A 26110-nucleotide genomic window follows, 5' to 3' on the forward strand; every position below is an offset into this window, starting at 1 on the left:
ATTCAATTTAACTTTTCATCAACGGCGCGACTTGAAGCCCCCATGCACACGGGCCTATGGTGCGTTTAACCGGTAAAGGAATGACCAGATGGCAATTGAACGTGTGGGTGTCGTTGGGGCAGGACAGATGGGCAATGGGATTGCGCATGTGTTTGCATTGGCAGGCTACGACGTCGTGATGACGGATATAAGCGCAGATGCGCTAACCGCTGCTGTAGCGTTGATTGACCGCAACCTAGAACGCCAAGTCAGCAAAGAAGCCATCACGGCCGACACAAAGGCACAGGCAATGGGACGCATCAAAACGACCCAAACCCTAACAGATCTTGGTCAGATGGATCTGATCATCGAAGCCGCAACCGAACGTGAAGAAATCAAAACAAAGATTTTTGCAGAACTTCAGCCGCATCTGAAACCTGAAACGATCCTAACATCAAACACGTCTTCGATTTCGATCACGCGTCTTGCATCCCGCACCGACCGCCCTGAGAAATTCATGGGCTTTCACTTTATGAACCCCGTTCCAATCATGCAGCTGGTGGAACTGATCCGCGGGATCGCAACTGACGAAGAAACCTTTAAAGCCTGCTATGAAGTTGTTGAGCGGCTCGGCAAAACATCCGCCACGGCGGAAGATTTCCCAGCCTTCATCGTAAACCGCATCCTGATGCCAATGATCAACGAGGCGATCTATACCCTCTACGAAGGTGTCGGGTCGGTGAAGTCTATCGATACTTCGCTAAAATTGGGCGCGAACCATCCGATGGGCCCGCTCGAGCTGGCTGATTTCATCGGTCTAGATACGTGTCTGGCGATCATGAACGTGTTGCACGATGGATTGGCTGACACCAAATACCGGCCCTGTCCGCTACTGACCAAATACGTCGAAGCAGGCTGGCTAGGCCGTAAGACCAAGCGTGGTTTCTACGACTATCGGGGCGAAACTCCGGTTCCGACCCGCTAACCCTTTAGCGCCAAGGTCTGTTTGCGCAGCCACGCCATAAATGCGCGAGGCTCTTTTAGGCGCGTTTTAACGTCTTCTTGGTCAAAAGGTTCGCCGATAACCGGCTTTTGCGGCTTACCACACGCATGCACGATCTCATGCAGCAACAGACTTTGACGAAGCGTCGCTGAAAGGCGGTTCGCAATCTGATACCAACGTGAATTCGCGCCTGGGAAAAAGCATGGGACAACTTGCGCCCCCGAGGTCCTGATCATTTTGGACGTAAACACGTTCCACTCTGCCTCAATCGCGGGGCCAAACATCGTTTCAGACGAAGCCACAACACCCGAAGGGAATAAGGCGATCAATCCACCACTTTTTAGATGTTCCATTGCCGTCCGGCGCATCTCGACCATCTTTTTCTGTGCATCCGGTTCATGAGGGAAAGGCACAGGGATCATAAAATCACCGGCTTCTTTATCAATACCGGTTAAAAATGATCGTGTTAAAATGCGATAGTCCGTACGGACACGACCAATCAAATCAGCAAGGATCATACCATCGACCATCCCATGTGGATGGTTCGCGACCAACACGGTCGGGCCCGTCTTAGGAATATTGTTTAGCTGTTCTTGCGGTGTCAGCAGATCGATTTCCATGACACCCAAGGTCCCACGCCAAAATGCTTGGCCTTCGAATTTCCCCATGCCTTCGAACTTGCGGATCATCCGAATGACCCTAACTTTGCCCGTCATCCATTCAATTGCACGAATTACATTGCGCTTAAAATTGCTATCGAATGTGTTTGAATACGTGAGGCTTCGACGGTCATAGATATGCTGCCCTTCCGGGCCAGTGACCGGAGCCGTTTGCGTTTTCCGGGTCGTTTCAGTCACGGTGTTGTTCCTATCAGGATAAAATAGCTGCTAGTTGCCTTCACCAAACTTGTCGGCGACTAGTTCAGTGATAGCGACCGACAAAGCATCCGCCTGCGGGCCGCGCGTTTCAACGTCGATATAGGTCCCAATTGACGCAGCAAGCATCAGCAGTCCCATAATGCTATCTCCGCTCGCACTTTCACCATCTTTGCTAACGGTGGCTTCCGCGTCAAACCCTTCGACGACTTCGACAAGTTTAGCTGATGCACGCGCATGCAGACCTTTGATATTTTCAATTTTCAGTCGGCATGTCGTCATACGTGTGATCCGCCGTTGTGGCTGTTTATATATTTATGCGCTGCGTTGATCGCAGCTTCGACCGCATCCGGCACCGTGCGGCGACGCGATTTCGCTAACTTAATCAACATAGGAAGGTTGGCACCATAAAGAATGCGTCGGTTTTCAGGATTACAGGCCCGTAATGATAGGTTTGATGGTGATCCGCCAAACATGTCGGTCACTATCACCACGCCATCTCCCGTATCGACAGCATCAGCAGCGTCGCAAATTTCGGACTGTTTTACCGCACGATCATCTTCGGGCCCAATCGCGATACTGATTACACCAGTTTGTTCACCAACAACGTGTTCTACAGCGGCAAGATATTCCTGCGCTAACCCGCCATGTGCCACAATGACAATACCAATCAAACCTGGTGTCCCTTGCTACCCAGCGCATCGCGCCGTTCCATTTCTCGATGCCGTTTAGACACATGCCATCCATCATGCGCAAGAGCAGATGCAAGCTGCTCTGTTACTGCGACTGAACGGTGTTGCCCTCCGGTACACCCAAAGCCAATCGACAGATGTGACTTACCCTCATCCTTGTGTGCGGGCAAAAGCAGATCAACCAGCGACTTAACCCGCTCAAAAAACGGATCATAGCGTGGATCAGCAGTCACATACTCGGCAACAGCAACATCACGGCCGTCCAACCGGCGCAGACTTTCGTCCCAATGCGGATTTCGCAGAAATCTGCAATCGATGACGATGTCCATACCACGTGGCAGACCACGTTTGTAGGAAAATGAATGTATCGTCACGCCCAATGGGCGCCCGTCACCGGGGGCAAACCACCGGTCGACCTCTGCACGTAAATCATGCGGGGATAGTCCGGTCGTGTCGATCAACACATCTGCACGCGCACGAACCGGACCCAACAATTCACGCTCTCGTGCAATCCCGGCCAATGGTGTTCCCGCAGGCGCAAGCGGATGACGACGTCGCGTTTCCGAATATCGCCGCACTAATTCTTCTTCATCAGCATCTAAATAAAGCACCTGCGCATCGCGGTCTGACCGCGCGGCAAGCTGATCAATGGCTTCGATCAACGCATTTGTCCCGAAATCCCGATTACGAACATCCAACCCCAATGCGAGTGGGCGACTAATCGGCGGCCCTTCTAATAGACGGGGAAGAAGCGAAAGCGGCAAATTATCAATAACTTCGTATCCGAGGTCTTCCAGTGCATTAATCGCTGTAGACCGCCCTGCTCCTGATGGACCTGTGACCAACACGATAGCCGGCGGCGACTGAACAGATTGCGGAACTTGCGACGTCATCGATTACTCCAACCTGCTTTGAGAATTTGCAGGATTGCTGACACAAAGTGATCACCACTCACGCGATGAATCAAGGGGATGTTACGTCCGCACAGTTCAATAACGCGTCTTTCAGGCATGCGGCTCTGTTCTATTTCATTCAAATCAACGACAAGCCGCACTTGGGCACTAGAAACGGCCCTTGCATTTAAAATGCCGACCCCACGTGCTTCGATCAATCCGGCAATGGTATCAGGACAAGATGCAAACAGCCCTTCGTCATCCGCAGTGAGTAGAACACGATCATCCGCCACCAAATCGCAACCCAGCGCCATGAGCTGGAGCCCCAATGCGCTTTTACCGGACCCCGACCGCCCCTTGATCAACACAGCTGCGCCATCCCATGCAACGCATGTCGCATGAACGGTTTGTGTTACATCCATCGTAGAAACCTAAATTGGTAGTCCAACCACAAAACGCGCACCTAGCGGTTCTGAGGTCGGATCAGCATCGGTAGGGCGAATGTTTTCGGCCCAAATGACACCATCGTGAGCTTCGACAATCTGCTTGGAAATCGCAAGGCCAAGACCTGAATTATTCCCAAACTGGCCTTCTGGCCGTTCTGAATAAAAGCGCTGAAAAATCTTAGCCAATGCACCGTCGGGAATACCCGGACCTGTGTCTTCGACCACGACAAGCACCCGATTATCACGTTTACGCGCCCAGACGCGAATAGCGTCGCCGTCTTCGCAGAATGAAATGGCGTTGGTAATCAAGTTCACGAACACCTGCGCCAATCGCCCCTCTAGGCCGCGTACCTTAATGATCTCTTCCGGCAAATCAGCGACAAAATCGATTCCCTTGAGCTTGGCATCCTTACCCAAAAAGTCGTTAATGTTGCCCATCATTTTGATCAAATCAAAAGATTGTTCTTCTTCTTTTACAAGCTCACTGTCTAATCTCGACGCATTCGAAATATCACTCACAAGCCGATCAAGCCGTTTCACGTCATGGTCGATGATTTCCATTAGGCGCTTGCGCTGATCTTCACGCTTTGCAAACTGCATTGTACCGACCGCTGATCGAAGCGAAGCAAGCGGATTTTTGATCTCGTGTGCGACGTCAGCCGCGAACTGTTCATTTCCTTCGATGCGTTCATAAAGGGCTGCAACCATCCCACGCAGCGCCGCCGACAATCGTCCAATTTCATCCGGGCGGGCCGTCAAATCTGGAATACGTACCTTTCCGGGTGACATTTTGCGTGCGTTTCGATCATGGCTCGCCTCCGCCGCAGTAGCAAGGTCTGCAAGTGGGTTCGCTATTGTCGACGCAAGCACAAGACTGAGCCCGATGCTCACCAAAATCGCGACTAAGAACAAACGCAGAACCTGCTCGCGTTCACGCTGAACAAGGCCGTCAATTTCACCAGCCGCAGTTTGAACCGCAATCACCCCAACAGCGATATCATCTCGCATGATAGGAGTAGTAACAATAAAGTTGGTCGCCCCACCGATCGTCGTGCTTTCAAGATGGGTGCCTCGTGACAGGGCCTGCCTGACATTTTCCTTTGAAAGCTCTACGAGCTGCTGTTCAGGCGTCAGCCTGTCACCACGATACGAACCAATCGCTGCAATGCCGTCCCAGATTTTCCCAAGAAAGTCAGTGAGGAATGTACCACCAGCTTGCGTTTCAAGTTCGGCCAGCTCTGATGCGTTCAAGCTTCCCTTAGCCGTCGCAACCAATGTCGCGTCCAAAGCGAACACTGATACTTCCACGCCACCACGCAAGTTGAGCCCTGCAAGCGTTTCCGCCGGGTCGATCCCATCAGCCGTGACAAAATTAACAGGTGCCGTGGTCGGCAACTGCGCTTCAAAGACGTCAGAAATAAGCCGCGCCTCGTTCACCAATCCGCGCGCACGTTGATAAGCAAGGTGATCGCGCGAAGGGTTCATATATAGAACACCGGCAATCAACAAAATCATCGCGATCAAGTTGATCGTCACGATTTTGCGGGCAATCGGCGAATTGCGTAGCGCGAAAATGCCGCGACGTGGTGCGGCGACTTCGGCGCCCGGATCAGGAAAGCCCCAATCATCGCCGAGTACAAGATCAGGATCGCGCGCTGCAGCACGCACCGACTGCAAGTCGCGAACATCAATCTTGGGAGCGGCAGTCATGCCTTACTCTTCGTTATAGCGATACCCGATACCATACAGCGTTTCGATCGCTGAAAACTCGTTATCGGTGTTGCGCATTTTTTTCCGCAACCGCTTAATGTGGCTATCGATCGTACGGTCATCTACGTAAACTTGGTCGTCATAGGCGACGTCCATCAACTGATCGCGACTCTTTACAAAACCCGGACGTTGGGCAAGCGCTTGCAGCAGCAAAAACTCTGTGACTGTAAGAGACACATCGCGCCCCTTCCACTTCACGGCGTGACGCAGCGGATCCATCACGAGTTCACCACGAACCATGACCTTTGTTTCCTCGGTCTCTTCAATCTCTTCGCCAGCAATTGCGTCCTGGCGACGCAAAAGCGCGCGGATGCGCTCGACAAGCAAACGTTGAGAGAAAGGTTTTTTGACATAGTCATCTGCGCCCATACGCAGGCCCAGAACCTCATCAATCTCATCGTCTTTTGACGTTAGAAAGATCACGGGCATTGATGTCTTTTGACGAAGACGCTGCAGCAGATCCATCCCATCCATGCGGGGCATCTTAATGTCCAAAACTGCCATATCTGGCATACGTTTATTGAACGCCTCAAGCGCTGCCTGACCGTCATTGTAAGTCTCGACCTCAAAGCCTTCAGCCTCAAGGGTCATTGAAACTGAGGTCAGGATATTTCGATCATCATCGACCAATGCAATTCTCGACATAAAACTCTTTCCCTAGTGCCCGCAGTTCTAGCTATCCTTCCGGTTTAAATGTTTTCAGCGTTTTGGCTAGGCGAATCAATCCAAAACTCGCACATGGCCACAATATCGCCGCATTTGGCACGGTTTTGCATGTTTGCACGCTAACATTTCATGACCCTTAGGACAGAAATTGCCACTGGTTGCGCTAACATCGAAATGGTTGCGCTAACTGTGGCAACGCGGGCTATCCGGCCGCGAAAACTTGGTGTTAATGAACTCTATCGCAGGCCATTTCGGCCATATCATTTAAGGAGCGAACCCATGGACCAAGGTACGGTCAACCCATCGATGAAACTTGAAGATCAAGGCATCACAGGGCTGGGTTATGTATATTACAACCGCTCTGAAGATGAATTGCAAAAAGCTGCTGTCGCCGCTGGCGAAGGCGTGAACGGCAAAGGCGGCACTTTCCTGGTTACGACGGGCAAGCACACTGGCCGGTCGCCAAAAGACAAATTCGTTGTTCGCACCCCGTCCGTCGAGGACAAAATCTGGTGGGAAAATAACCCACCAATGGACCCGGCCAAATTCGATGTGCTCTACAATGACATGCTAGAGCACATGAAAGGCGGCACTTACAACGTCCAAGACTTGTTCGGCGGCGCTGACCCAGAACACCGTCTTGATGTGCGCGTTGTGACCGAACTGACTTGGCACGGGCTGTTTATCCGTCACCTATTGCGCCGTCCCGCGGCAGAAGAACTCGAAACATTCGTCCCAGAGTTCACGATTATCAACTGCCCAAGCTTCAAGGCGGAACCGGCAAAGCACGGCTGTCGCTCTGAAACAGTGATCGCACTTAACCTAGAGGCCAAGCTGATCCTGATCGGCGGAACAGAATACGCAGGCGAGAACAAGAAGTCTGTGTTCACGCTGCTAAACTACCTGCTGCCAGAAAAAGACATCATGCCGATGCACTGTTCTGCGAACCACGCGCCGGGTAACCCTGTCGACACGGCCATCTTCTTTGGTCTGTCCGGCACAGGTAAGACCACGCTTTCTGCAGATCCATCACGCGTTCTAATCGGCGATGACGAACACGGCTGGTCCGACAGGGGTACCTTCAATTTCGAAGGCGGCTGCTACGCCAAAACCATCGGCCTTGATCCAAAGGCAGAGCCAGAAATCTACGCAACTTGCTCAATGCCGCACACGGTTATTGAAAACATGGTGTTCGATCCCGACACGCTCGAACTTGATTTCGAAGATGACAGCCTGACCGCGAACATGCGTTGCGCGTATCCGCTGAACTACATCTCAAACGCGTCCGATACGGCGCTTGGTGGTCACCCAAAGAACATCATCATGCTGACATGTGATGCATTCGGCGTACTGCCTCCGATCGCGCGACTGACACCAGCGCAGGCGATGTACCACTTCCTGTCGGGCTTTACATCCAAGGTCGCAGGCACCGAACAAGGCGTGACCGAGCCAGAACCAACTTTCAGCACCTGCTTTGGTGCGCCATTCATGCCGCGTCGTCCAGAAGTGTACGGCAACCTATTGCGCAGCAAAATCGCTAGCCACGGCGCGACCTGTTGGTTGGTAAATACTGGCTGGACTGGTGGCGCTTATGGCACCGGATCACGGATGCCAATCAAAGCAACACGCGCCCTGCTCGCGGCTGCACTTGACGGGTCACTATCCGAAGGTACGTTCCACAAAGATCCAAACTTTGGCTTCGACGTTCCTGTCGCAGTGGATGGGGTAGATAACGCGCTACTGAACCCACGGGACACTTGGTCAGACAAAGAAGCCTACGACGCTCAAGCAACAAAGCTTGTTCAGATGTTCAGCGACAACTTTGAAAAATACGTTCCGTTCATCGACGACGACGTGAAATCAGCCGCCATCGGCTAATCCGTAGGGTGGATTTCAATCCACCTTACGTCACAGAATTACCTACGCTAAGGTCAGCCCATGAAACATTGGCTGACCTTTTTTCTTTTAATACTCGTGCCGACACTCGGAAGCGCTGACCCCGACATGGTCAGCTCCGAAATCGCATCCATCGAAATTGGAATTGTCTGCCCGCCTGACCCGATTAGCGTAAAACCTGCGCCAAACACGCTTGCGGGTACGACACACATCATCGACGAATCCCCACCCTTTGTTTCGAACAGCCAGATGGTCCCAGCCGCCTACGGCGTCGGCTTTGGCGTGAAATCACTCGCGCGACGCGAAGAAGGCCTAGAAGGCGTGACGATCGCAATCACCCATCCGCCAATGGGCGACAGCGGCACGACAATGCAAAGCTTTGGAACACGTATCAGTGGGATCGATCCGTCAATTTCATTCTATCAATTTGATTATGGCTACGAACTCCAGCCCGGCACTTGGACGATGACAGCGCTACGAAACGGCAAACAACTCTATGCAGTCACGTTCGAGGTCGTCGCACCTGAACGCCTGCCCGAACTGGCAGCAGCTTGCGGATACATCGACCTGCTTTCGTAGGGTGGGTTTTAACCCACCAGCCCCCGACGGATCAGGTTTGAACCAGCAAGCACCAACACCCAAAGCGTCGCACGGCGGAACCGCTCTTGATCAAACCGGTCCCCCAGCTTGAATCCCAGCCACATCCCGGCAATCGCGGGCAACACAAGCAACGCCGACAATTGCCACGTCTGCGCATTCAACACGCCAGACCGCAGATGCCCAAGAAATAGCATCACAGACCCCAGCCCATAGATAACACCTTGCACGGCCATTTGACGGGCACGGGGCGTATCAAGCGCGAGTAGATACAGAACCGTCGGCGGGCCCCATGTGCCAGCCAAACCACCCAGCGCGCCCGAAACCGCGCCAGCACCCCATTCAAAGATACGGCGATGCTTTGGCGGGATACGAGGATGCCATCCGATCAACTGGATCGCACATAACCCGACAACAGGCACGCCCAGCACGATGAACATCGCATTTGCTGGAATGCTGCGTAGAAACTGCGCTGAAACGAGGATCATCGCGCAGACCACAAGCACATAACGCCAATGTTCCTTTAGGCTGTCCCATGCGGACCCTAAGCCCGCGCGGGCGACCTGCATTCCGTTCGTGACCACAATTGGAATGATCACACCGGCCACGACAATCTGCGGTTCGATCAAAATTCCCATGCCGGAAATCATGATCAACGGCATCGCAAAACCAACGGCACCTTTCACAAAGCCACCAAGCAACGTCACCGCGCAAGCAAAGATCAATAACGACAGCGGAAGAATATCAAGTAAGTCAAACATACCTGTGCATACGCCGTTCCCAACCGACTGACAGCCCCAATTCACCTGCGACACTTTAGTTCCAAAAGTTATATGTTTGCGAATTAATATTGCGCTGCAAGTGCAAACACATTATCTCTGCACCTGCAAATTAAGGGGAATCGACGGATGCCACATGATGGACAGGACATGACACAGACCAGCAACCCAATTCTGGCCGATCTATTGCAGCTATGTGATGTCGCGCTTCCTGCCGTCGACTATGTAGTGACACGCGCCAAAGCCGCAGTCCGCGAGACAGTAACCGACGGTGAACGTATCTCTGCACGTCTGATCGAAGAAAACCAAACCGCCGCCCACGGGCTGGCGTGGTTGGCGACCTATGCGCAATCCCTGCGCCAAATGCAAAACTGGGCGACCCGCCTAAAGGCAGACGGTAAATTCGGAGAGGTCGAACAGCTGATCCACCAGATCGCATTCGGGGAATACCTCTGGCAGATCTACGGCGGTATCCCGATGAGCCAAGGCGAGATCCTGCGCCTTCAAGATATCGGCCTGACCCAAGACGAAATGCGGGCGCTGATGCTGCCCGAAGTGATGACACTCACACAATCAGGCAACACCCAAGCCGCACGCACGCGGCTGGTCGAACTGATGCAAGAACATTCCGCGAATGTGACCGTCGGGGCGACTGGCCTTGATGATGAACTCGAAATGATCCGCGAACAGTTCCGCCGCTTTAGCGTTGATAAGGTCGAACCATACGCCCACGACTGGCACCTAAAAGACGAACTGATCCCGATCGAGGTCATCGACGAGATGGCCGAGATGGGCGTATTCGGCCTGACCATCCCGGAAGAATACGGCGGCTTTGGCCTGTCCAAGGCATCCATGTGCGTTGTATCCGAAGAACTGTCGCGCGGTTATATCGGTGTTGGTAGCCTTGGCACCCGGTCCGAAATCGCGGCCGAGCTGATCCTTTGCGGCGGCACCGAGGAACAAAAACAACATTGGTTGCCCGGCATCGCCAGCGCAGAAATCCTGCCCACGGCCGTCTTTACAGAGCCTAACACTGGGTCTGACCTTGGTTCACTACGCACCCGCGCGGTCAAGAACGGCGATGACTGGGAGGTCACAGGAAACAAGACGTGGATTACTCACGCCGCACGTACCCATGTCATGACGCTGTTGGCCCGTACCGACCCAGACACGACCGACTATCGCGGGCTGTCCATGTTCCTTGCAGAAAAGACACCCGGCACCGACGAAGACCCATTCCCAACCCCCGGTATGACCGGCGGCGAGATCGAGGTTCTTGGCTATCGCGGGATGAAAGAATACGAACTTGGCTTTGATGGCTTCAAGGTCAAAGGCGAAAACCTGCTTGGGGGCGAAACTGGCAAAGGTTTCAAACAACTGATGCAGACGTTCGAAAGCGCGCGCATTCAAACCGCCGCCCGCGCCATTGGCGTTGCGCAATCTGCGCTGGACGTCGGCATGCAGTACGCCCAAGACCGCAAACAGTTTGGAAAATCGCTCATCGACTTCCCACGTGTGTCGGGCAAGCTGGCCATGATGGCAGTTGAGATCATGATCGCCCGCCAATTGACATATTTCAGCGCCGCCGAAAAAGACAACGACCGCCGCTGCGACTTAGAGGCTGGTATGGCGAAACTGTTGGGCGCACGGATCGCATGGGCTTGCGCAGATAACGCGCTGCAAATCCACGGTGGCAACGGCTTTGCCCTAGAATACAAGGTCAGCCGTATCCTGTGTGACGCACGTATCCTGAACATCTTTGAAGGTGCTGCCGAAATTCAGGCACAGGTCATCGCGCGGCGGGTACTGGATTAATTCAGCACGCGTTGCAGCCCAGCCTGCACTTTTTGCAATAGCGGCAGATAGGCGGTGACCAGATCATCGACTTCTGCCTGCACTGCGGCGACACCGATATTCAGCGCCGCAACCGTTTGCCCTCGCGTATTCCGGACTGGAACAGCGATAGACCGCAGGCCCATCTCGACCTCTTGGTCGATCAACGCATATCCATCACGACGCACCTGCTCCAATCGGGCCATCAAATCGGCCGGGTCAGTCAGGCTAGTCGCTGTGCGTGGGGTCATGTCACCCTGTTCGATCAGGCTAAGCGCTTCGGCCTCTGGCAATGCCGCCAACAGCACCCGCCCCATCGACGTGCAATGCGCAGGGAGACGCGAACCGGGCATCAACCCAATCGACATAACGCGGGTCTGCGCAGCACGTGCGACATAAACAATCTCAGTCTCGTCCAGCAGCGCAACAGACGACGATTGCCCGGTTTGCTGCGATAGCTGATCCAACCACGGCTGTACAATCTGCGGCAATGGCAGCGCGGCCAACGCGCCCATCCCCAGCCGTAAAACGCGTGGGGTAAGTTGAAAGAACTTGCCGTCGTAATCAGCATAGCCAAGTTCGTTCAGCGTCAACAAACAGCGACGCGCCGTCGCGCGATCCAGCCGCGCGTTGGCCGCCGCCTCTGCCACCGAAAGGCGAGGCGTTTCAGCGCTGAACGCCTCGATCACCCTTAATCCCTTAGCGAATGACGAAATAAAGTCTGTCCGGTTTACCATGCGAACAGCCTGTATCACATTGTGAACAAATATCACAATACGCACGTTTTAGATTGGCCTGTCATACCGAGGGCGTAGTTTCTTCCCATCCCTGCCAAGAGGTTCCAATGGACAAGACACTACATTCACTCGCCGACGCTGTGTCGGTTATCCCCGATGGGGCAACGATCATGATCGGCGGTTTCGGCGGCTCTGGCGCGCCAATCGAACTGATCCATGCGCTGATCGACCACCGCCCGCGCAACCTAACTGTGATCAACAACAACGCAGGCAACGGCCATATCGGCATTGCCGCGATGATCGAACAAGACATGGTCGCGAAAATGGTCTGCTCTTTCCCGCGTTCCAAGGACCCTCGCGCGTTCACCGAACGTTACCTTGCGGGCAAGATCGAACTTGAAATCGTACCCCAAGGCACGCTAGCCGAACGCATTCGTGCGGGTGGTGCTGGCATCCCGGCGTTCTACACCCCCACCAGTTTCGGAACCGAATTGGCCGAAGGCAAGCCAGTCGAAGAATTCGAAGGGCGGTCATATGTCCAAGAACGTTGGCTCAAGGCTGACTTTGCACTGGTCAAAGCAGAACGCGGCGATACGCACGGCAACCTGACCTACAACAAGGCAGGCCGTAACTTTGGCCCGCTCATGTGCATGGCCGCGAAAAACACGATCGTTCAGGTCAGTGAATTGACCCAACCCGGCGCCATTGACCCCGAAACCGTGATCACCCCCGGCATCTTTGTGAACGGTGTGATCGAGGTGCAAAACCCAGCCCAAGAAGAAGTGCTTAACCTTGCAGAGGCGGTATACCCATGACCCAGATCGACGACATCAAACTAAGCAACGCGCAAATCGCATGGCGTGCCGCACAAGACATCGACGATGGGGCCTATGTGAACCTCGGGATCGGGTTCCCTGAAATGGTGGCTCGCTACCAACGCGAAGGCTGCCAAGCGATCTATCACACCGAAAACGGTATCCTTGATTTCGGCGCACCACCTGCACCCGGGGAAGAAGACTGGGACCTGATCAACGCCGGTAAAAAAGCGGTCACGCTAAACCCCGGCGCATCGTTCTTTCACCACGCGGACAGCTTTGCGATGGTACGCGGTGGGCACTTGGATGTTGCGATCCTCGGCGCTTACGAAGTTGCCGAAACAGGTGACCTTGCGAACTGGTCCACAGGTCGTGGCGGCGTTCCTGCTGTTGGCGGCGCGATGGATCTGGTGCATGGCGCAAAACGCGTCGCGGTCATCACAGATCACCTAACCAAAAAGGGCGATCCGAAACTGGTTTCAAAGTGCTCATTGCCGCTGACGGGCGTTGGCTGCGTAACACGTGTTTATACGTCACTTGCCGTTGTCGACATCGAAGACGGTCACTTTGTCCTGCATGAAAAGCTGCCTGCGATTTCGTTCGACGATCTCCAAGCACTGACCGGTGCAACGCTACACATAACAGACACCGTGGGCGATCTAATCGTCCCTGAACTGTAAGGTACCACAATGACCCAAGCATATATCTGCGACTACATCCGCACGCCTATCGGACGCTTTGGTGGGGCGCTTGCCCCAGTTCGTGCCGACGACCTTGGTGCAGTCCCGCTGCGCGCACTCATGGCCCGCCACGACATAGACTGGGCCGAGGTTGACGAGGTCTACTTTGGCTGTGCCAACCAAGCGGGCGAAGACAACCGCAACGTCGCACGCATGTCCGCGCTATTGGCAGGTCTGCCCGAAACCGTACCGGGTTCAACTGTGAACCGCCTGTGCGGGTCCGGCATGGACGCGCTGATCTTGGCCGCTCGCAGCATCAAAGCAGGCGAGGCTGACATGATCATCGCAGGCGGCGTCGAAAGCATGAGCCGCGCACCATTTGTGATGCCCAAGGCAACCAGCGCCTATTCCCGCGCGAATGAAATCCACGATACCACCATCGGCTGGCGCTTCGTAAACCCGTTGATGAAATCGCAATATGGCGTCGATTCGATGCCCGAAACTGCAGAAAACGTGGCCGAAGATTTCAACGTGTCGCGCGAAGACCAAGACGCATTCGCGCTGCGGTCCCAGCATAAAGCAGGCGTCGCGATGGAAAACGGCACGCTGGCACAAGAAATCACACCAGTGACCATCCCACAGCGCAAGGGTGAAGCGGTTGTTGTCGACACAGACGAACACCCACGTCCACAAACCACAGCCGAAGCATTGGCCAAACTGCGCGCACCATTCCGTGAGGGCGGGTCTGTGACCGCAGGTAACGCGTCCGGCGTAAATGATGGGGCAGCCGCGCTGATCATCGCGAACGAGGCCGCGATCAAACGCCACGGGCTGACACCAATCGCACGCGTCATGGGCGGCGCAAGCGCTGGTGTTGCGCCGCGGATCATGGGCTTTGGCCCTGCACCTGCATCGCAAAAACTGATGGCACGACTTGGGCTAACCGCTGATGCATTCGACGTGATCGAGCTGAATGAAGCCTTCGCATCACAGGGTCTCGCCACGCTGCGCGCGCTTGGCATTGCCGATGATGATGCACGAGTAAACCCAAACGGCGGTGCCATCGCACTGGGTCACCCATTGGGCATGTCCGGCGCGCGGATCGCAGGTACTGCGGCACTACAAATGCAACGGACCGGTGGCAAATATGCATTGGCGACGATGTGCATCGGCGTCGGGCAAGGTATCGCCGTGGCACTGGAAAGAGTCTAACTAAGCTAAATGCAGCCCCAAAACACCTTGGGGTTGCATCTTTGACGCAGGTCGAGCCAATTCGACAAATGCACATAGCCTGCAAAGCGTGAACCGGATACTTCTACCAGAGAGGTCATTCTTGGACCGCCCCTGATTATGTCGGAGCGTATTGTGCCCAAAACTGTTCTGCTCACCGGTGCGTCCGGATACATTGCCAAACACATTGCACTCCAACTTCTTGAAGCAGGCTATCATGTTCGTGGCACCGTCCGAGATCTCGCCCGCAGCGCTGAGGTCAGCGATGCGATTGCAGCGCATTTGTCGGATACCGATAACCTCGACCAGCGACTTACATTTGCCGCGGTTGATCTGAACAGTGATGACAATTGGGCCGATGCGATGGCCGGGATCGACACGGTACTTCATACGGCATCTCCGTTTCCCATGGTCCAGCCCAAAGACGAAAACGACCTGATCCGGCCAGCTGTTGATGGGGCACTACGGGCGCTAAAAGCCGCCAACAACGCGGGCATCAAACGGGTCATCATGACGTCGTCCACTGCCGCGATCAACGGCTCTGCTCTGCCTGCGGGCGATACAGCCTATAGTGAAACAAATTGGACCAACCCCGACGACGCCGACATCACGCCTTACACGAAATCAAAAACACTGGCAGAGCTGGCCGCTTGGGACTACGTCCGCGACCACGCGCCAGAAATGAAGCTCACAGTCATCAACCCCGGTTTTGTGGTTGGCCCGCCACTGGACAATAAATTTGGCACTTCGGTGCAGGTCATCGAACGGATTTTACGGGCCAAAGACCCCATGCTCCCCAACTTCGGCTTCACTGCTGTCGACGTTCGCGACGTGGCGGAAATGCACGTGCACGCAATCCAAAACGCCGAAACCTTCGGCCAGCGGATCATGACAGTGGACCGATTTATCATGTTCGCCGAAATGGCCAAAGCGATCAAAGCAACCTACCCCCAGCGTCGGGTGGTTACGCGAACGGCCCCTGATTTCGTTGTGCGGCTGCTAGGCATCTTTGATCCTGCAATCAGGCAGATTATCCCGTCGCTTGGGCGGATCGAAAAGATCGACAACAGCCGCGCCATGAAAACACTAGGACGCGGGATGCGACAAACGCCCAAAAGCGTGGTCGAAACCGCCGCTCATCTCATCGACAATAACCTGATTTAGGTGCGGGCAATCGCCTCAATCAACCGCGCACGCGCCGAAGGCACCGGGCGGTCACCCATCGACTTTACCAACCGGTGCTCAAGGAAATACCCTGTCGTCCGCAACGCGATAACGATCTCTTCGTTTGTTGCGTCGCCCTGCCCCGCCAATACAGGCGGAAGCGGCAATAACCGGTCCGCCCATTCGCCCGCCGCCTGACGGCTAACCGCGCGACCGGATTTGGGGGACACATATATCAGCTCTTCGTTCGTTCCGCGCACGGCGCAGGCCGACAAATCCATCCCAAATCCCATCTCCTCTAGCAGCGCCTGTTCCCACCGCAGATAGGCCAGCGGCCAAAGCTCTGACTGCCCTAACAAATCGAGCAAACTAATCGTCCGCTCATAAAGATCAGAGTGCGGTTCCCGCTCTGGCAAAACAAGGACAAGTATGGCGCACACCGCGTTCAGCCCCGCCAACGCAAGCCGATCCCCCATAGCGACCGCAGCGCGGCTGCGGATAGGTTCAACCGTGAATGACCCTAAATGACTGTCCAGCCGCGCTTTCCAAGCCACCGAAAGCTGCGCACCAGGTTGCAATGTTGGGGCAATCTTACGACTGGTCCCACCGCGCACCACCCCGGCATGCAGACCATGGGCCGCGCTAAACACCTCAATAATAACAGAGGTTTCGCCAAAAGGTCGCGCAGCCAGCAACGCCGCCTCATCGCGCCATTCGATCATTGGGGTAATATCCGGATCATTTCACCATATCAGACGCGAAGCCACAAAATTGCAAGCCTCGGCCGCCTCCGGCGGGAGTATTTTGGGCAAGATGATACGAACGACCATCTTGCCCATGTGTAAGGCATACGCCCCATCACCTTGCACGGCCATCGGCTCTCCAGCCTGTACCCCGCTTTCTTTGTAGCAAAAGGTACTTAACAACCTGTTACGACGATGCCGCCAAACATCATCTTGCCTAAAATACTCCCGCCGGAGGCAAGAAGATTATTCTAAACCCGGTTCATCCAACAAGTGACGGCCCTGACGGTCCTCAACTTCGATCACCCACAGGTCAGGATCAAACCCACGTTGCTTGCTAATAGAGCTATCGACGGCTGACTCATCACCCTCGGTTAAGACAACCCATTTGCGTTCACCCGTCATCAGGTCAAAGCTACGTTGATAGCATGACGCCTGCCCATCCAGCGTGTTCAGCTTAATCAGAACCGCTCCGGCAGTACTGTCACCGCGTGCAACGACAAAGGCAGGGATATCCAGCAAGCGTAGTCGTGTCAGATAGGCCGACACCCAGATGTCTGCTGTCAGCCGCATCAGTTTACAAGATCACGCATTGCCGTCTTTGAAATCGAGGCCCATCTCTGAATATCGTTCAGATTCCTCAAGCCAGTTTGGCCGCACCTTAACCTTAACGAAAAGGTGCACACGGCGGCCCAGGAATTCTTCCAATTCCAGCCGGGCGGCTTGGCTGACCGACTTGATCGTCTCGCCACCTTTGCCAAGCACAATACCCTTATGGCCATCGCGCGCGACATAGATAAGCTGATCAATCCGGGCAGAACCGTCGGGACGTTCTTCCCAGTTTTCAGTCTCAACAGTCAGCTCATACGGAAGCTCTTGGTGCAGACGGAGTGTCAGCTTTTCGCGCGTCATTTCGGCTGCGATCATCCGCATTGGCAGATCAGCGATTTGGTCTTCGGGATACAGATACGGGCCTTCAGGAACCTGTTCGACCAGCCAGCTACGCAGCGTATCGCAGCCATGCCCACGTTCCGCCGAAATCATGAACGTTTCAGCGAATGGGTATGCATCGTTCATGTCTTTGGTCAGCGCGAGCAGCACCTCGGATTTCACTTTGTCGATTTTGTTGATCGCCAACGCGACCTTTGTCTTGCCAGCACGCTCTTCCAGCGTTTCCAAGATCGCCTTTACACCGTCTGTCATGCCGCGATGCGCTTCTATCAGCAAAACGACGACATCCGCATCAGCGGCACCGCCCCAAGCGGCGGCGACCATCGCACGGTCAAGACGGCGACGTGGTTTGAACAATCCGGGCGTATCAACGAAGATAAGCTGTGCGTTTTCTTCCATCGCTACGCCGCGAATACGGGCGCGCGTGGTTTGCACTTTATGGGTCACGATCGACACTTTCGCGCCAACCATACGGTTCAGCAGCGTCGATTTACCGGCATTCGGCTCACCGATTAGCGCAACGAATCCCGCTTTTGTTGGGGCATCAGTCATGACTTAACTTTCTTAAGAAGGGCTGTCGCAGCAGCCTGTTCGGCATTGCGCTTGGAACCAGCGGTCGCTTGCTCGGCTGGACCGGATTCAAGGCGCACCTCAATGGTAAACACAGGTGCATGGTCAGGTCCAGTTCGCGCGACCTCTACGTATTGGGGGGGCACCTCGCCACGGGCTTGCGCCCACTCTTGCAAGGCAGTCTTAGCATCCCGTGCGTCGACGGCAACATTATCGATGCGTTTACCCCACAGGCGCAGCACGGCTGACCGCGCCGCATCAAATCCACCGTCTTGATAAACGGCTGCGATGACAGCCTCCATCGCATCAGCAAGCAGCGCCTCTTTGCGGCGACCACCAGATTTCATCTCGGAACGGCCCAGCTTTAGCACAGCGCCCAAATCAATCTGGCGGGCAACATCGGCGCAAGCCTCGCGACGAACAAGCGCGTTATAGCGCGGGGCAAGCAACCCTTCGGGGGCGGATTGGTCGGCCAAAAGCAATGCCTCGGCCATCACCAGCCCCAACACACGGTCGCCCAAGAATTCTAACCGCTGGTTATCATCCCGGTGCGGGCTGACCATCGACGAATGGGTTACAGCGCGTAACAACAGTTCTGGCTTCGCAAATTGATAGCCAAGCCGGTCGGAAAACGCAGAGAGTTCAGCTGAAATCTTCAATCGAGTGCCTTAAAGAAACGGTCGCTGCGCCATGTCCAGAAAAACAGCATGGAACGGCCAGCAGATGAAAAGATAACCCGATCCGCGCGACCAATCAGGTCTTTGCGTTCGACAAAGCCAACGCCGTTACTGGCCTGGCTGAACCGGCTATCAGTCGAGTTGTCACGGTTATCACCTAAGAAGAAGAACTCTCCTTCGGGGACAACGAAGACAGGTGTGTTGTCTTGCGGGCGTGGCCCGCTGTTTAGAATGCTGTGGCTCACGCCATTCGGTAGTGTTTCGATCTGACGTTCTTTGATGCAGTCAGCACCTTCGCCAACAACGCCATTGATACATGACGGACGGCGTCGTTCGGGGCCTTGCGGCTCCATCACTTCGATGAATGGGTCAGTATCCTCAACCACAACTGCCACATCATTGATATAAAGCAGCCCGTCTTTCATCTGGATGCGATCACCCGGAACACCAATCAGGCGCTTAATGAAATCGCGGCCAGACACAGGATGGCGGAACACGACGATATCGCCCCGCTCTGGATCTGAACCGAACAGGCGGTCGTCAAAGTCCTCGGCAAAGCCACAAACGTCATCCGCTCCGATGTTTAGGAACGGAATTGACGGACATGACGCATAGGAATACCCATACGCCATCTTGTTCACGAACAAGAAGTCACCGACCAACAGCGTGTCTTTCATTGACCCCGAAGGAATCCAAAACGGCTGAAAAAATATACTTCTGAAAATCCCCGCAATAATGAGCGCCCAGAAGACGGTTTTGACCGTTTCGATGATAGCACCTACAGGTCCAGTTTTTTCGGCTTGTTCGGCCATTCCAAATTCCTTTTTGGCGTTTGAGGCTTCATGAGGTGACGCGCACGCCCTGTCAAGCGGCGGGGCGGGCCTCAATGACCACAAACGCTTGTGCCCAAGGGTGATCGTCGGTCAAAGTCACGTGAATGACAGCGGTGTGACCCGGCGGTGTCATTTCATCTAGCCGCTCTTTAGCCCATCCAGTTACCTGCATCGTCGGCTGGCCGCTACGCAAATTAGTGACAGACATATCTTTCCAAGAAATACCCATTGCCAACCCGGTGCCAAGCGCCTTTGAGCACGCTTCTTTCGCAGCCCAGCGTTTCGCATAGGTCCCGGCAATATCTTTACGACGCTCGGCCTTAGCTTGTTCAATTTCGGTGAAAACCCGATTGCGAAAACGGTCTCCAAACCGGTCAAGCGTACCAGAAATACGTTCGATATTCGCAAGGTCAGTGCCTATGCCCAAGATCATTTTGATCGCCCAGCTTCAATCGCCTTGAGCTGATTTTTGGCACCCATACGCAGGAATAAAAAATTGCAAAGCGCTATGATCAAAATCATGAAAACCGACATGCCGATGATCAGCCCAATTGATGGCGGTGCAGTTAACAGGATTTCATACCCCGGAACGTTCGTGACGACTGTCGCAGTAAAAAGCGCCAAGAAGCCAGCAGCGATAAGGGTACCCACAATCACGAATGATTTGGTTTCTGCCCACGTTGGAGTTCGGTCATTCTGTACCGCGAATTTCTGCCCTTCGATCATCGCACCAGCAAGGGCTGGCGCAATTGCAACAAATCCCGTGGACAGGTTGATGCCCGTTAAATGTCGCAGCAACCCAAGCAAGATCGGCAACCCCATGGTCAAGCCAATGACCACCCCAGTGTATCGCATATAGTTCATATCAAATCCCCGCCCGTGCCACGTCCATACACCGACGCATTTCTTGAATCGCTGGACCAAGACCACGGAATATTGCCTCACCAATGATGAAATGTCCGATATTCAATTCTTTGACTTGCGGCAGCACTGCGATTGGACCAACGCTGTCGTAGGTCAAGCCATGGCCCACATGCACCTCTAGACCCAATTCATCAGCGTAGGCCGCCATATCCATGATTTTCGTCAGCTCGCTATCGCGTATGTCCCAACGTTCCTCGGCCCATGCATCGGCGTAGGCACCGGCATGCAATTCGATCACGGGCGCACCGATACGCGCGGCAGCTTCGACCTGCCGCTTGTCAGCCGCGATGAATAGCGAAACACGCGATCCCGCGTCCACAAACGGTTTAATATAATGCGCCAGCTTATTGTCCTGCTGCGCAACCTCTAACCCGCCTTCGGTTGTCTTTTCTTCGCGCTTTTCAGGAACAAGACAAACCGCGTGGGGTTTATGACGCAAAGCAATCGCCTGCATTTCATCAGTCGCAGCCATTTCAAAGTTCAACGGAACCGATAGTTGCGTCGCCAGCCGATCAATATCACTGTCAATGATATGACGGCGATCTTCGCGAAGGTGTGCCGTGATACCGTCAGCACCCGCCTGCTCCGCGATCAAGGCCGCACGCACAGGGTCAGGAACATCGCCACCACGCGCATTACGCACCGTCGCGACATGGTCAATGTTTACACCAAGACGCAATTTATCATGTGTCATCTACGTTCCCCTTTTCACTTAGGAAGCTAGGATTATCCGCGATTGTCGCCACCCGCTGTATCGGACTTTTTATTGAGCTGACTTAACTTGTTACGCAAGGCCTTGCGGCGGCGGTTCTGATGGCCCGTGATCAAGGGTACACAAATGTAATAAGCCAAAGCACCACAAATGATGCCAGGGATGATGCCTCCAACCAAATACGGCAAAAACACCTCGTGATAGAATTCAGCCAGCCCATGCCAATCCGGGGTCGCACTGGTGAACATCGCCATGAAGTTATGGGAAATATCGGAAAACGCACTGCCAAACCGGCACCCTAAGCCGCAGAAATTCGGGTCTCGGTGACCGAAACCAAACAGCGCAGCATTGAATGGGCGACCTAACAACCAATGCCCGGCAGACAGTGCCGTAACGCCGATCGGGATATAGGTCAGCGGGTTACCAAAGAAAGTTCCCAGCAGCGCTGCAAAGATATTCCCACGCATGGCACGCGCAATAAGCGCAGCAATGACAAAATGAATTCCATAAAACGGTGTGAAAGAGGTGAACACCCCAGCGGCAATCCCGCGTGATATTTTCTCTGGCGTGTCAGGCAGCCGCCGGACTCGGTGTTTGACATATTCAAACGCGCGGGCCCACCCGCCACGGGGATAGAAAAAGTCGAGCACGATCTGCCAGATCGGTCGCCTATCCCTGCGCTTAAACACCAAAACCTTTATTCCTTCGACAACGAGTTAGCTGCGCCTCATATTCGCGAGCGCGGGATCACGATGCCGCACGATGGACGACACATTACTTTCGGCCTCTAGGGCGGTCATAACACGATGCAGATGCTCTGCATCACGTAAATCAACGTCAATCAAAAGCCTAAAATAATCAGGTTTGCGATCAATAAACCTAAGATCCGAGATATTGGCGTTTTGCTCGCCTATCAATGTGCAAATTCGTCCCAGCACACCAGAATCGTTTGTGATGGCAACATCAAAAGTCACAGTATTTACAGCGGCGTGGGTTCCCTCGTGCCAATGTAAATCAACCCAACGTTCTGGCTGGTCCTCGTAATCTGCCAGCGCTTCGCAGTCTATGGCGTGTACAACAACACCCTGACCTCGGTAGGTGATTCCCAGAATACGTTCGCCCGGCACTGGCTGACAACATGGACCACGCCGTTGCACCTGATCAGCAGCAAGCCCTACAACTGCGCGTTTTTCATCTACTTCATCGCCATCGCGCGCCTCAAGCTCTGGATAGATAGCGCGCACGACCTCTCTGCCAGTGATTTCAGCGCTACCCAACTGCGCAAGCAGCTCATCGACATCTGCAATGGCAAGCGCCTTAGCGGCAGTGCGCAGCGCCTTATCCGTGGCCTTTTTGCCGACGTTTTCGAACGCGACCCGCGCCAGTTCACGACCAAGACGCATGAAACGCCCGCGATCTTCTTCGCGCAGACTTCGGCGGATGGCCGTTTTGGCGCGCCCCGTCACGGCGATCTCGATCCAAGTTGCTTGTGGGGTTTGGCCCTCGGCGGTGATCACCTCGACCGATTGACCATTTTTCAAACGGGTCCAAAGCGGCACCCGGATGCCATCAACCTTTGCCCCAACACAAGCAGACCCGATTCGCGTATGGATCGCATAGGCAAAATCAATCGGCGTCGCGCCACGTGGCAGCTTAATCACGTCACCCTTTGGGGTGAAACAGAACACCTGATCGTTGTACATCTCAAGCTTGACGGCCTCGAGAAATTCATCATGATCCTGATCTTCATCCAGCCGTTCAGTCAGGGACGCGATCCAGCGTACCGGGTCAACAGCAAAGCGGTTTTCAACCAGTTCACCGTTCTTATATGACCAATGTGCCGCCACACCCGTTTCAGCAACTTCGTGCATCTCACGCGTTCTGACCTGCACTTCGACTTGCTTACCATCGCGGCCAGAAACTGTCGTATGGATCGAACGATAGCCGTTACTTTTGGGTTGGCTGATATAATCCTTAAACCGGCCCGGCACAGCCCGCCAGCGCTGGTGAATTGCACCCAGAACGCGATAACAATCGGCCTCTGTTGCGACAATAATGCGGAAACCGTAGATGTCAGAAAGGCGGCTAAAACTCTTTTCTTTTTCCTGCATCTTACGCCAGATCGAATAGGGCTTTTTGGCACGGCCCGTAACTTCGGCCTGAATGCTTGCCTTTTCCAGTTCGACCCGCATATCGGCCGTAATCTTTTGCACCACGTCACCCGCTTCACGTTGAAGCGTGATAAAACGGCGAATGATGGAACTGCGCGCTTCGGGATTAAGAACCTTAAACGATAGATCCTCTAGCTCTTCGCGCATCCATTGCATACCCATACGGCCTGCCAAAGGCGCAAAGATATCCATCGTTTCGCGGGCTTTTTGGGCCTGCTTTTCCGGGCGCATCGATTTAATCGTGCGCATGTTGTGAAGACGGTCAGCCAGTTTTACCAGCGTTACACGCAAATCGCGCGAAGTCGCCATGAATAGCTTGCGAAAGTTTTCGGCCTGTTTGGTCTGCGTCGATGTCAACTGCAGGTTGGTCAGTTTCGTAACACCATCAACCAGATCAGCAATCTCGCGACTAAAGCGTTTTTCGACTTCTGCAAATGACGCTTTGGTATCTTCGATAGTGTCATGCAGTAGGGCAGTGATAAGCGTCGCATCATCCATCTGCTGTTCAGCAAGAATACACGTTACAGCGATAGGATGGGTAAAATACGGCTCGCCGGAATGGCGAAACTGCCCTTCGTGCATTTCAGCACCAAAGGCATATGCGTCGCGCAACAATGCCTGATTCGTATTTGGATTATAAGCGCGGACCAGAGAGATCAGTTCGTCAGCAGTCGTCATCTGGTCCCGCACCTATTTGTGTAGGCCGGCAAAGGCCTATTAGCGCTGTCCTTGCGCTTCCATCAGCGCGCGCAGCAATTTTTCTTCGGACATGTCATCTTCGACAGGTTTGTCAGCTTCTGCACCCATCAACAGGGACATGCTGTCTTCTTCTGGCTCATCAACTTCGATTTGAGTCTGGTTTGCTTCGATCATGCGCTCGCGCAGGTCGTCAGCTTGCTGTGTTTCATCAGCAATTTCACGCAGTGACACAACTGGGTTTTTATCATTATCGCGGGCAACTGTAAGCGGAGCGCCAGCAGCAATTTCGCGGGCACGGTGGGCCGCAAGCATCACAAGATCAAAACGGTTAGGAACTTTATCGACGCAATCTTCTACGGTAACGCGGGCCATGGGCGTACTCCAGTCAGACAAGGGGACTTAGCAAGAGGCTTATCTATTGCCAAAATTTAAGATTGACAAGGGGCCGAACCCGGATGGAACCATAAAATTCGCGGCATGCACAAGCAGCAAACCGCGCTAATCCACCCGCACAACAGTTTCCAGTTCCTCTTGCGGTAACGCATCGCGCATTTCACGCACGGTTTTGCCGGAAACAGGATGCACCCAGTTCGGCGCCACATCACATAGTGGAACCAAAACGAAACTGCGGTCCTGCAATCGCGGATGCGGCAAAACCAGTCGATCTGGCGCTTGCGCTTGCTGATCAGCCAACGCCAAATCGCGCCAATAAGAATAAGTCAGGGCATCTGGTAAAACCAACGCATCGACGGCAATTAAATCCAAATCTAAAGTGCGCTGGCCCCAACGCTTATTTCGCGCGCGAAGTGCTTCAGTTTCGATTTCATGCAATTTCCCTAGTAATGTGTCAGGTGACAGATTCGTGTTTATCACCATTGCGGCATTAAAAAAGTCAGGCCCCGCGCCTTTTGGAAATGCCGGATTCCGGTATAAATCGCTCGAGCAATGATGTTTCACTGACATATCAGCGACAAATTTCATTGCTTTTTGTACAGTTTCCCTAGGGTCACCAAAAATTGAATTTTCGTTGCTACCAAAGGCGATAAGCGCCAAACTAAGATTATTCGTCATATTCGCCACTTGTCAGGTTTAGCGAAAACATTACAATATTCGAACCCTTGCACAATACTTACCACTCACTGAGTGCAGGGCAGCGCGAACAATTTTGAAAGGAAATTTCATGTTTTATCGGGACGAGCGGCTTGCGCTCTTCATCGATGGCTCAAATCTTTATGCAGCCGCTAAATCCCTTGGCTTTGATATCGATTATAAACTTCTTCGCCAAGAGTTTATGCGTCGTGGCAAAATGCTTCGGGCTTTCTATTACACAGCCCTGCTTGAGAATGATGAATACTCGCCGATCCGACCACTGGTGGATTGGCTTCACTACAACGGCTTTACGATGGTGACGAAGCCAGCGAAAGAATACACTGACAGCATGGGCCGCCGTAAGGTCAAAGGCAACATGGACATCGAGCTTGCCGTAGACGCAATGGAACTTGCGCCGCATGTCGATCACGTTGTGCTTTTCTCTGGCGATGGCGATTTCCGCCCACTGATCGAAGCGCTGCAACGTAAAGGTGTCCGCGTTTCGGTGGTTTCTACGATCCGTAGCCAGCCACCGATGATCTCTGACGAACTACGCCGTCAGGCCGACAACTTTATCGAGCTCGATGAACTGCGTGATGTGGTGGGCCGCCCTACCCGTGAACCACGCCCAGAGTTCGCTGAAGAAGCAGCCGCGACCGAAGAAAGCTAATAATATTGGCGTCAGG

The 26110-nt window shown here is 54.0% G+C and carries 30 protein-coding genes; 9 read left to right on the forward strand and 21 right to left on the reverse strand.

Translation table 11 applies throughout. From position 1 onward, the window contains the following. The first annotated feature begins 88 nt into the window (after positions 1 to 88). Positions 89 to 964, forward strand: coding sequence for a 3-hydroxybutyryl-CoA dehydrogenase (locus tag CYQ09_RS14025; RefSeq protein ID WP_106358343.1), 876 nt, complete (start codon positions 89 to 91; stop codon positions 962 to 964). Here CYQ09_RS14025 and CYQ09_RS14030 read toward each other — a convergent pair. Genes CYQ09_RS14030 through CYQ09_RS14060 form a run of 7 tightly spaced genes read right to left on the reverse strand, consistent with a single transcriptional unit; the run spans position 961 to position 6303 of the window. Next, positions 961 to 1839 carry a lysophospholipid acyltransferase family protein gene (locus CYQ09_RS14030; RefSeq protein ID WP_239495956.1) on the reverse strand — a complete coding sequence of 293 codons (879 nt, stop codon included), beginning with the start codon at positions 1837 to 1839 and terminating at the stop codon, positions 961 to 963. The genes CYQ09_RS14025 and CYQ09_RS14030 overlap by 4 nt on opposite strands. Positions 1840 to 1869: 30 nt before the next feature. Continuing rightward, a complete protein-coding gene (locus CYQ09_RS14035; protein WP_106746025.1) occupies positions 1870 to 2139 on the reverse strand; it encodes an HPr family phosphocarrier protein in 270 nt (89 codons plus the stop codon). Continuing rightward, positions 2136 to 2531, reverse strand: coding sequence for a PTS sugar transporter subunit IIA (locus CYQ09_RS14040; protein WP_106358340.1), 396 nt, complete (start codon positions 2529 to 2531; stop codon positions 2136 to 2138). The genes CYQ09_RS14035 and CYQ09_RS14040 overlap by 4 nt, the downstream gene beginning before the upstream one ends. Continuing rightward, a complete protein-coding gene (gene rapZ, locus CYQ09_RS14045; RefSeq protein ID WP_106746026.1) occupies positions 2528 to 3442 on the reverse strand; it encodes an RNase adapter RapZ in 915 nt (304 codons plus the stop codon). The genes CYQ09_RS14040 and rapZ overlap by 4 nt, the downstream gene beginning before the upstream one ends. Then, complete coding sequence (locus CYQ09_RS14050; RefSeq protein ID WP_106746027.1) at positions 3439 to 3864, reverse strand: HPr kinase/phosphorylase; 426 nt, start codon at positions 3862 to 3864, stop codon at positions 3439 to 3441. Before CYQ09_RS14050 ends, rapZ begins: the two co-directional genes overlap by 4 nt. Before the next feature lie 9 nt (positions 3865 to 3873). After that, positions 3874 to 5598 carry a sensor histidine kinase gene (locus CYQ09_RS14055; protein WP_106746028.1) on the reverse strand — a complete coding sequence of 575 codons (1725 nt, stop codon included), beginning with the start codon at positions 5596 to 5598 and terminating at the stop codon, positions 3874 to 3876. Between the two features lie 3 nt (positions 5599 to 5601). Next, on the reverse strand, positions 5602 to 6303 hold the full coding sequence (locus tag CYQ09_RS14060) for a response regulator transcription factor (RefSeq protein WP_106746029.1): 702 nt from the start codon (positions 6301 to 6303) through the stop codon (positions 5602 to 5604). A 300-nt stretch (positions 6304 to 6603) separates the two neighbouring features. On the opposite strand from CYQ09_RS14060, the gene CYQ09_RS14065 reads away from it, so the two are divergent. Together CYQ09_RS14065 and CYQ09_RS14070 are read left to right on the forward strand one after the other, a co-directional pair. Further along, the gene (locus CYQ09_RS14065) at positions 6604 to 8202 is read left to right on the forward strand and encodes a phosphoenolpyruvate carboxykinase (RefSeq protein ID WP_106746030.1); all 1599 of its coding nucleotides are present in this window, start codon (positions 6604 to 6606) and stop codon (positions 8200 to 8202) included. A gap of 60 nt (positions 8203 to 8262) precedes the next feature. Continuing rightward, positions 8263 to 8799 carry a DUF3859 domain-containing protein gene (locus tag CYQ09_RS14070; protein WP_106746031.1) on the forward strand — a complete coding sequence of 179 codons (537 nt, stop codon included), beginning with the start codon at positions 8263 to 8265 and terminating at the stop codon, positions 8797 to 8799. An 8-nt stretch (positions 8800 to 8807) separates the two neighbouring features. On the opposite strand, the gene CYQ09_RS14075 is transcribed toward CYQ09_RS14070, so the two are convergent. Then, positions 8808 to 9578, reverse strand: a complete 771-nt coding sequence (locus CYQ09_RS14075) for a sulfite exporter TauE/SafE family protein (protein WP_106746032.1) — start codon at positions 9576 to 9578, stop codon at positions 8808 to 8810. Between the two features lie 147 nt (positions 9579 to 9725). Between CYQ09_RS14075 and CYQ09_RS14080 the strand changes: the two genes are divergently transcribed. Further along, positions 9726 to 11411: an acyl-CoA dehydrogenase family protein gene (locus CYQ09_RS14080; protein WP_106746033.1), complete on the forward strand. Its 1686-nt coding sequence runs from the start codon at positions 9726 to 9728 to the stop codon at positions 11409 to 11411. Here the strand turns inward: CYQ09_RS14080 and CYQ09_RS14085 are convergent. Next, the gene (locus CYQ09_RS14085; protein WP_106746034.1) at positions 11408 to 12166 is read right to left on the reverse strand and encodes an IclR family transcriptional regulator domain-containing protein; all 759 of its coding nucleotides are present in this window, start codon (positions 12164 to 12166) and stop codon (positions 11408 to 11410) included. The genes CYQ09_RS14080 and CYQ09_RS14085 overlap by 4 nt on opposite strands. A gap of 107 nt (positions 12167 to 12273) precedes the next feature. Here CYQ09_RS14085 and CYQ09_RS14090 point away from each other — a divergent pair, with 107 nt between their 5' ends. From CYQ09_RS14090 to CYQ09_RS14105, 4 genes are all read left to right on the forward strand, one after another. Further along, positions 12274 to 12981: a 3-oxoacid CoA-transferase subunit A gene (locus CYQ09_RS14090; protein ID WP_106746035.1), complete on the forward strand. Its 708-nt coding sequence runs from the start codon at positions 12274 to 12276 to the stop codon at positions 12979 to 12981. Next, positions 12978 to 13661 (forward strand): 3-oxoacid CoA-transferase subunit B, encoded by a 684-nt coding sequence (locus tag CYQ09_RS14095; protein WP_106746036.1) that lies wholly within the window; start codon positions 12978 to 12980, stop codon positions 13659 to 13661. Before CYQ09_RS14090 ends, CYQ09_RS14095 begins: the two co-directional genes overlap by 4 nt. Positions 13662 to 13670: 9 nt before the next feature. Beyond that, positions 13671 to 14873, forward strand: a complete 1203-nt coding sequence (gene pcaF, locus CYQ09_RS14100; protein WP_106746037.1) for a 3-oxoadipyl-CoA thiolase — start codon at positions 13671 to 13673, stop codon at positions 14871 to 14873. Positions 14874 to 15026: 153 nt separating this feature from the next. After that, positions 15027 to 16055 (forward strand): SDR family oxidoreductase, encoded by a 1029-nt coding sequence (locus CYQ09_RS14105; RefSeq protein ID WP_106746181.1) that lies wholly within the window; start codon positions 15027 to 15029, stop codon positions 16053 to 16055. Here the strand turns inward: CYQ09_RS14105 and recO are convergent. From recO to folK, 12 genes are all read right to left on the reverse strand, one after another. Further along, positions 16052 to 16777, reverse strand: a complete 726-nt coding sequence (recO, locus tag CYQ09_RS14110; protein ID WP_106746038.1) for a DNA repair protein RecO — start codon at positions 16775 to 16777, stop codon at positions 16052 to 16054. The genes CYQ09_RS14105 and recO overlap by 4 nt on opposite strands. A gap of 267 nt (positions 16778 to 17044) precedes the next feature. Next, positions 17045 to 17371: a DUF1491 family protein gene (locus tag CYQ09_RS14115; protein WP_106746039.1), complete on the reverse strand. Its 327-nt coding sequence runs from the start codon at positions 17369 to 17371 to the stop codon at positions 17045 to 17047. 12 nt (positions 17372 to 17383) lie between these two features. After that, entirely contained in the window at positions 17384 to 18301 is a 918-nt protein-coding gene (gene era, locus CYQ09_RS14120; protein ID WP_106746040.1) for a GTPase Era, read from the reverse strand. Beyond that, positions 18298 to 18978 carry a ribonuclease III gene (gene rnc / locus CYQ09_RS14125; RefSeq protein ID WP_106746041.1) on the reverse strand — a complete coding sequence of 227 codons (681 nt, stop codon included), beginning with the start codon at positions 18976 to 18978 and terminating at the stop codon, positions 18298 to 18300. The genes era and rnc overlap by 4 nt, the downstream gene beginning before the upstream one ends. Next, a complete protein-coding gene (gene lepB, locus CYQ09_RS14130) occupies positions 18975 to 19808 on the reverse strand; it encodes a signal peptidase I (RefSeq protein ID WP_106746042.1) in 834 nt (277 codons plus the stop codon). The genes rnc and lepB overlap by 4 nt, the downstream gene beginning before the upstream one ends. Positions 19809 to 19860: 52 nt before the next feature. Continuing rightward, positions 19861 to 20262, reverse strand: a complete 402-nt coding sequence (acpS, locus tag CYQ09_RS14135) for a holo-ACP synthase (protein WP_106746043.1) — start codon at positions 20260 to 20262, stop codon at positions 19861 to 19863. After that, entirely contained in the window at positions 20259 to 20693 is a 435-nt protein-coding gene (locus CYQ09_RS14140; RefSeq protein ID WP_106746044.1) for an ABZJ_00895 family protein, read from the reverse strand. The genes acpS and CYQ09_RS14140 overlap by 4 nt, the downstream gene beginning before the upstream one ends. Position 20694: 1 nt before the next feature. Continuing rightward, entirely contained in the window at positions 20695 to 21447 is a 753-nt protein-coding gene (locus CYQ09_RS14145; protein ID WP_106746045.1) for a pyridoxine 5'-phosphate synthase, read from the reverse strand. Between the two features lie 32 nt (positions 21448 to 21479). Beyond that, a complete protein-coding gene (locus CYQ09_RS14150) occupies positions 21480 to 22157 on the reverse strand; it encodes a DUF2062 domain-containing protein (protein WP_106746046.1) in 678 nt (225 codons plus the stop codon). A 24-nt stretch (positions 22158 to 22181) separates the two neighbouring features. Next, the gene (locus CYQ09_RS14155; RefSeq protein ID WP_106746047.1) at positions 22182 to 24314 is read right to left on the reverse strand and encodes a RelA/SpoT family protein; all 2133 of its coding nucleotides are present in this window, start codon (positions 24312 to 24314) and stop codon (positions 22182 to 22184) included. A gap of 39 nt (positions 24315 to 24353) precedes the next feature. Further along, complete coding sequence (gene rpoZ, locus CYQ09_RS14160; protein ID WP_106358615.1) at positions 24354 to 24707, reverse strand: DNA-directed RNA polymerase subunit omega; 354 nt, start codon at positions 24705 to 24707, stop codon at positions 24354 to 24356. A gap of 126 nt (positions 24708 to 24833) precedes the next feature. Beyond that, positions 24834 to 25406 (reverse strand): 2-amino-4-hydroxy-6-hydroxymethyldihydropteridine diphosphokinase, encoded by a 573-nt coding sequence (gene folK, locus CYQ09_RS14165; protein ID WP_106746048.1) that lies wholly within the window; start codon positions 25404 to 25406, stop codon positions 24834 to 24836. Between the two features lie 109 nt (positions 25407 to 25515). Between folK and CYQ09_RS14170 the strand changes: the two genes are divergently transcribed. Continuing rightward, entirely contained in the window at positions 25516 to 26094 is a 579-nt protein-coding gene (locus tag CYQ09_RS14170) for an NYN domain-containing protein (protein WP_106358613.1), read from the forward strand. The last annotated feature ends 16 nt before the right edge of the window (positions 26095 to 26110 follow it).

Source organism: Yoonia maritima (genome assembly GCF_002933395.1).
Taxonomy (GTDB): domain Bacteria; phylum Pseudomonadota; class Alphaproteobacteria; order Rhodobacterales; family Rhodobacteraceae; genus Yoonia; species Yoonia maritima_A.

Coding starts and splice junctions, on each gene's coding strand:
- CYQ09_RS14060 (WP_106746029.1), bottom strand. CDS start 6,303: ATGTCGAGAATTGCATTGGTCGATGATGATCGAAATATCCTGACCTCA.
- recO (WP_106746038.1), bottom strand. CDS start 16,777: ATGATCGAATGGCGCGATGAGGCGGCGTTGCTGGCTGCGCGACCTTTT.
- CYQ09_RS14055 (WP_106746028.1), bottom strand. CDS start 5,598: ATGACTGCCGCTCCCAAGATTGATGTTCGCGACTTGCAGTCGGTGCGT.
- CYQ09_RS14065 (WP_106746030.1), top strand. CDS start 6,604: ATGGACCAAGGTACGGTCAACCCATCGATGAAACTTGAAGATCAAGGC.
- CYQ09_RS14145 (WP_106746045.1), bottom strand. CDS start 21,447: ATGACACATGATAAATTGCGTCTTGGTGTAAACATTGACCATGTCGCG.
- era (WP_106746040.1), bottom strand. CDS start 18,301: ATGACTGATGCCCCAACAAAAGCGGGATTCGTTGCGCTAATCGGTGAG.
- CYQ09_RS14155 (WP_106746047.1), bottom strand. CDS start 24,314: ATGACGACTGCTGACGAACTGATCTCTCTGGTCCGCGCTTATAATCCA.
- acpS (WP_106746043.1), bottom strand. CDS start 20,262: ATGATCTTGGGCATAGGCACTGACCTTGCGAATATCGAACGTATTTCT.
- CYQ09_RS14085 (WP_106746034.1), bottom strand. CDS start 12,166: ATGGTAAACCGGACAGACTTTATTTCGTCATTCGCTAAGGGATTAAGG.
- CYQ09_RS14095 (WP_106746036.1), top strand. CDS start 12,978: ATGACCCAGATCGACGACATCAAACTAAGCAACGCGCAAATCGCATGG.
- CYQ09_RS14070 (WP_106746031.1), top strand. CDS start 8,263: ATGAAACATTGGCTGACCTTTTTTCTTTTAATACTCGTGCCGACACTC.
- lepB (WP_106746042.1), bottom strand. CDS start 19,808: ATGGCCGAACAAGCCGAAAAAACTGGACCTGTAGGTGCTATCATCGAA.
- CYQ09_RS14115 (WP_106746039.1), bottom strand. CDS start 17,371: ATGCGGCTGACAGCAGACATCTGGGTGTCGGCCTATCTGACACGACTA.
- CYQ09_RS14075 (WP_106746032.1), bottom strand. CDS start 9,578: ATGTTTGACTTACTTGATATTCTTCCGCTGTCGTTATTGATCTTTGCT.
- CYQ09_RS14025 (WP_106358343.1), top strand. CDS start 89: ATGGCAATTGAACGTGTGGGTGTCGTTGGGGCAGGACAGATGGGCAAT.
- CYQ09_RS14090 (WP_106746035.1), top strand. CDS start 12,274: ATGGACAAGACACTACATTCACTCGCCGACGCTGTGTCGGTTATCCCC.
- rpoZ (WP_106358615.1), bottom strand. CDS start 24,707: ATGGCCCGCGTTACCGTAGAAGATTGCGTCGATAAAGTTCCTAACCGT.
- CYQ09_RS14140 (WP_106746044.1), bottom strand. CDS start 20,693: ATGAACTATATGCGATACACTGGGGTGGTCATTGGCTTGACCATGGGG.
- pcaF (WP_106746037.1), top strand. CDS start 13,671: ATGACCCAAGCATATATCTGCGACTACATCCGCACGCCTATCGGACGC.
- CYQ09_RS14080 (WP_106746033.1), top strand. CDS start 9,726: ATGCCACATGATGGACAGGACATGACACAGACCAGCAACCCAATTCTG.
- folK (WP_106746048.1), bottom strand. CDS start 25,406: ATGACGAATAATCTTAGTTTGGCGCTTATCGCCTTTGGTAGCAACGAA.
- CYQ09_RS14035 (WP_106746025.1), bottom strand. CDS start 2,139: ATGACGACATGCCGACTGAAAATTGAAAATATCAAAGGTCTGCATGCG.
- CYQ09_RS14170 (WP_106358613.1), top strand. CDS start 25,516: ATGTTTTATCGGGACGAGCGGCTTGCGCTCTTCATCGATGGCTCAAAT.
- rapZ (WP_106746026.1), bottom strand. CDS start 3,442: ATGACGTCGCAAGTTCCGCAATCTGTTCAGTCGCCGCCGGCTATCGTG.
- CYQ09_RS14050 (WP_106746027.1), bottom strand. CDS start 3,864: ATGGATGTAACACAAACCGTTCATGCGACATGCGTTGCATGGGATGGC.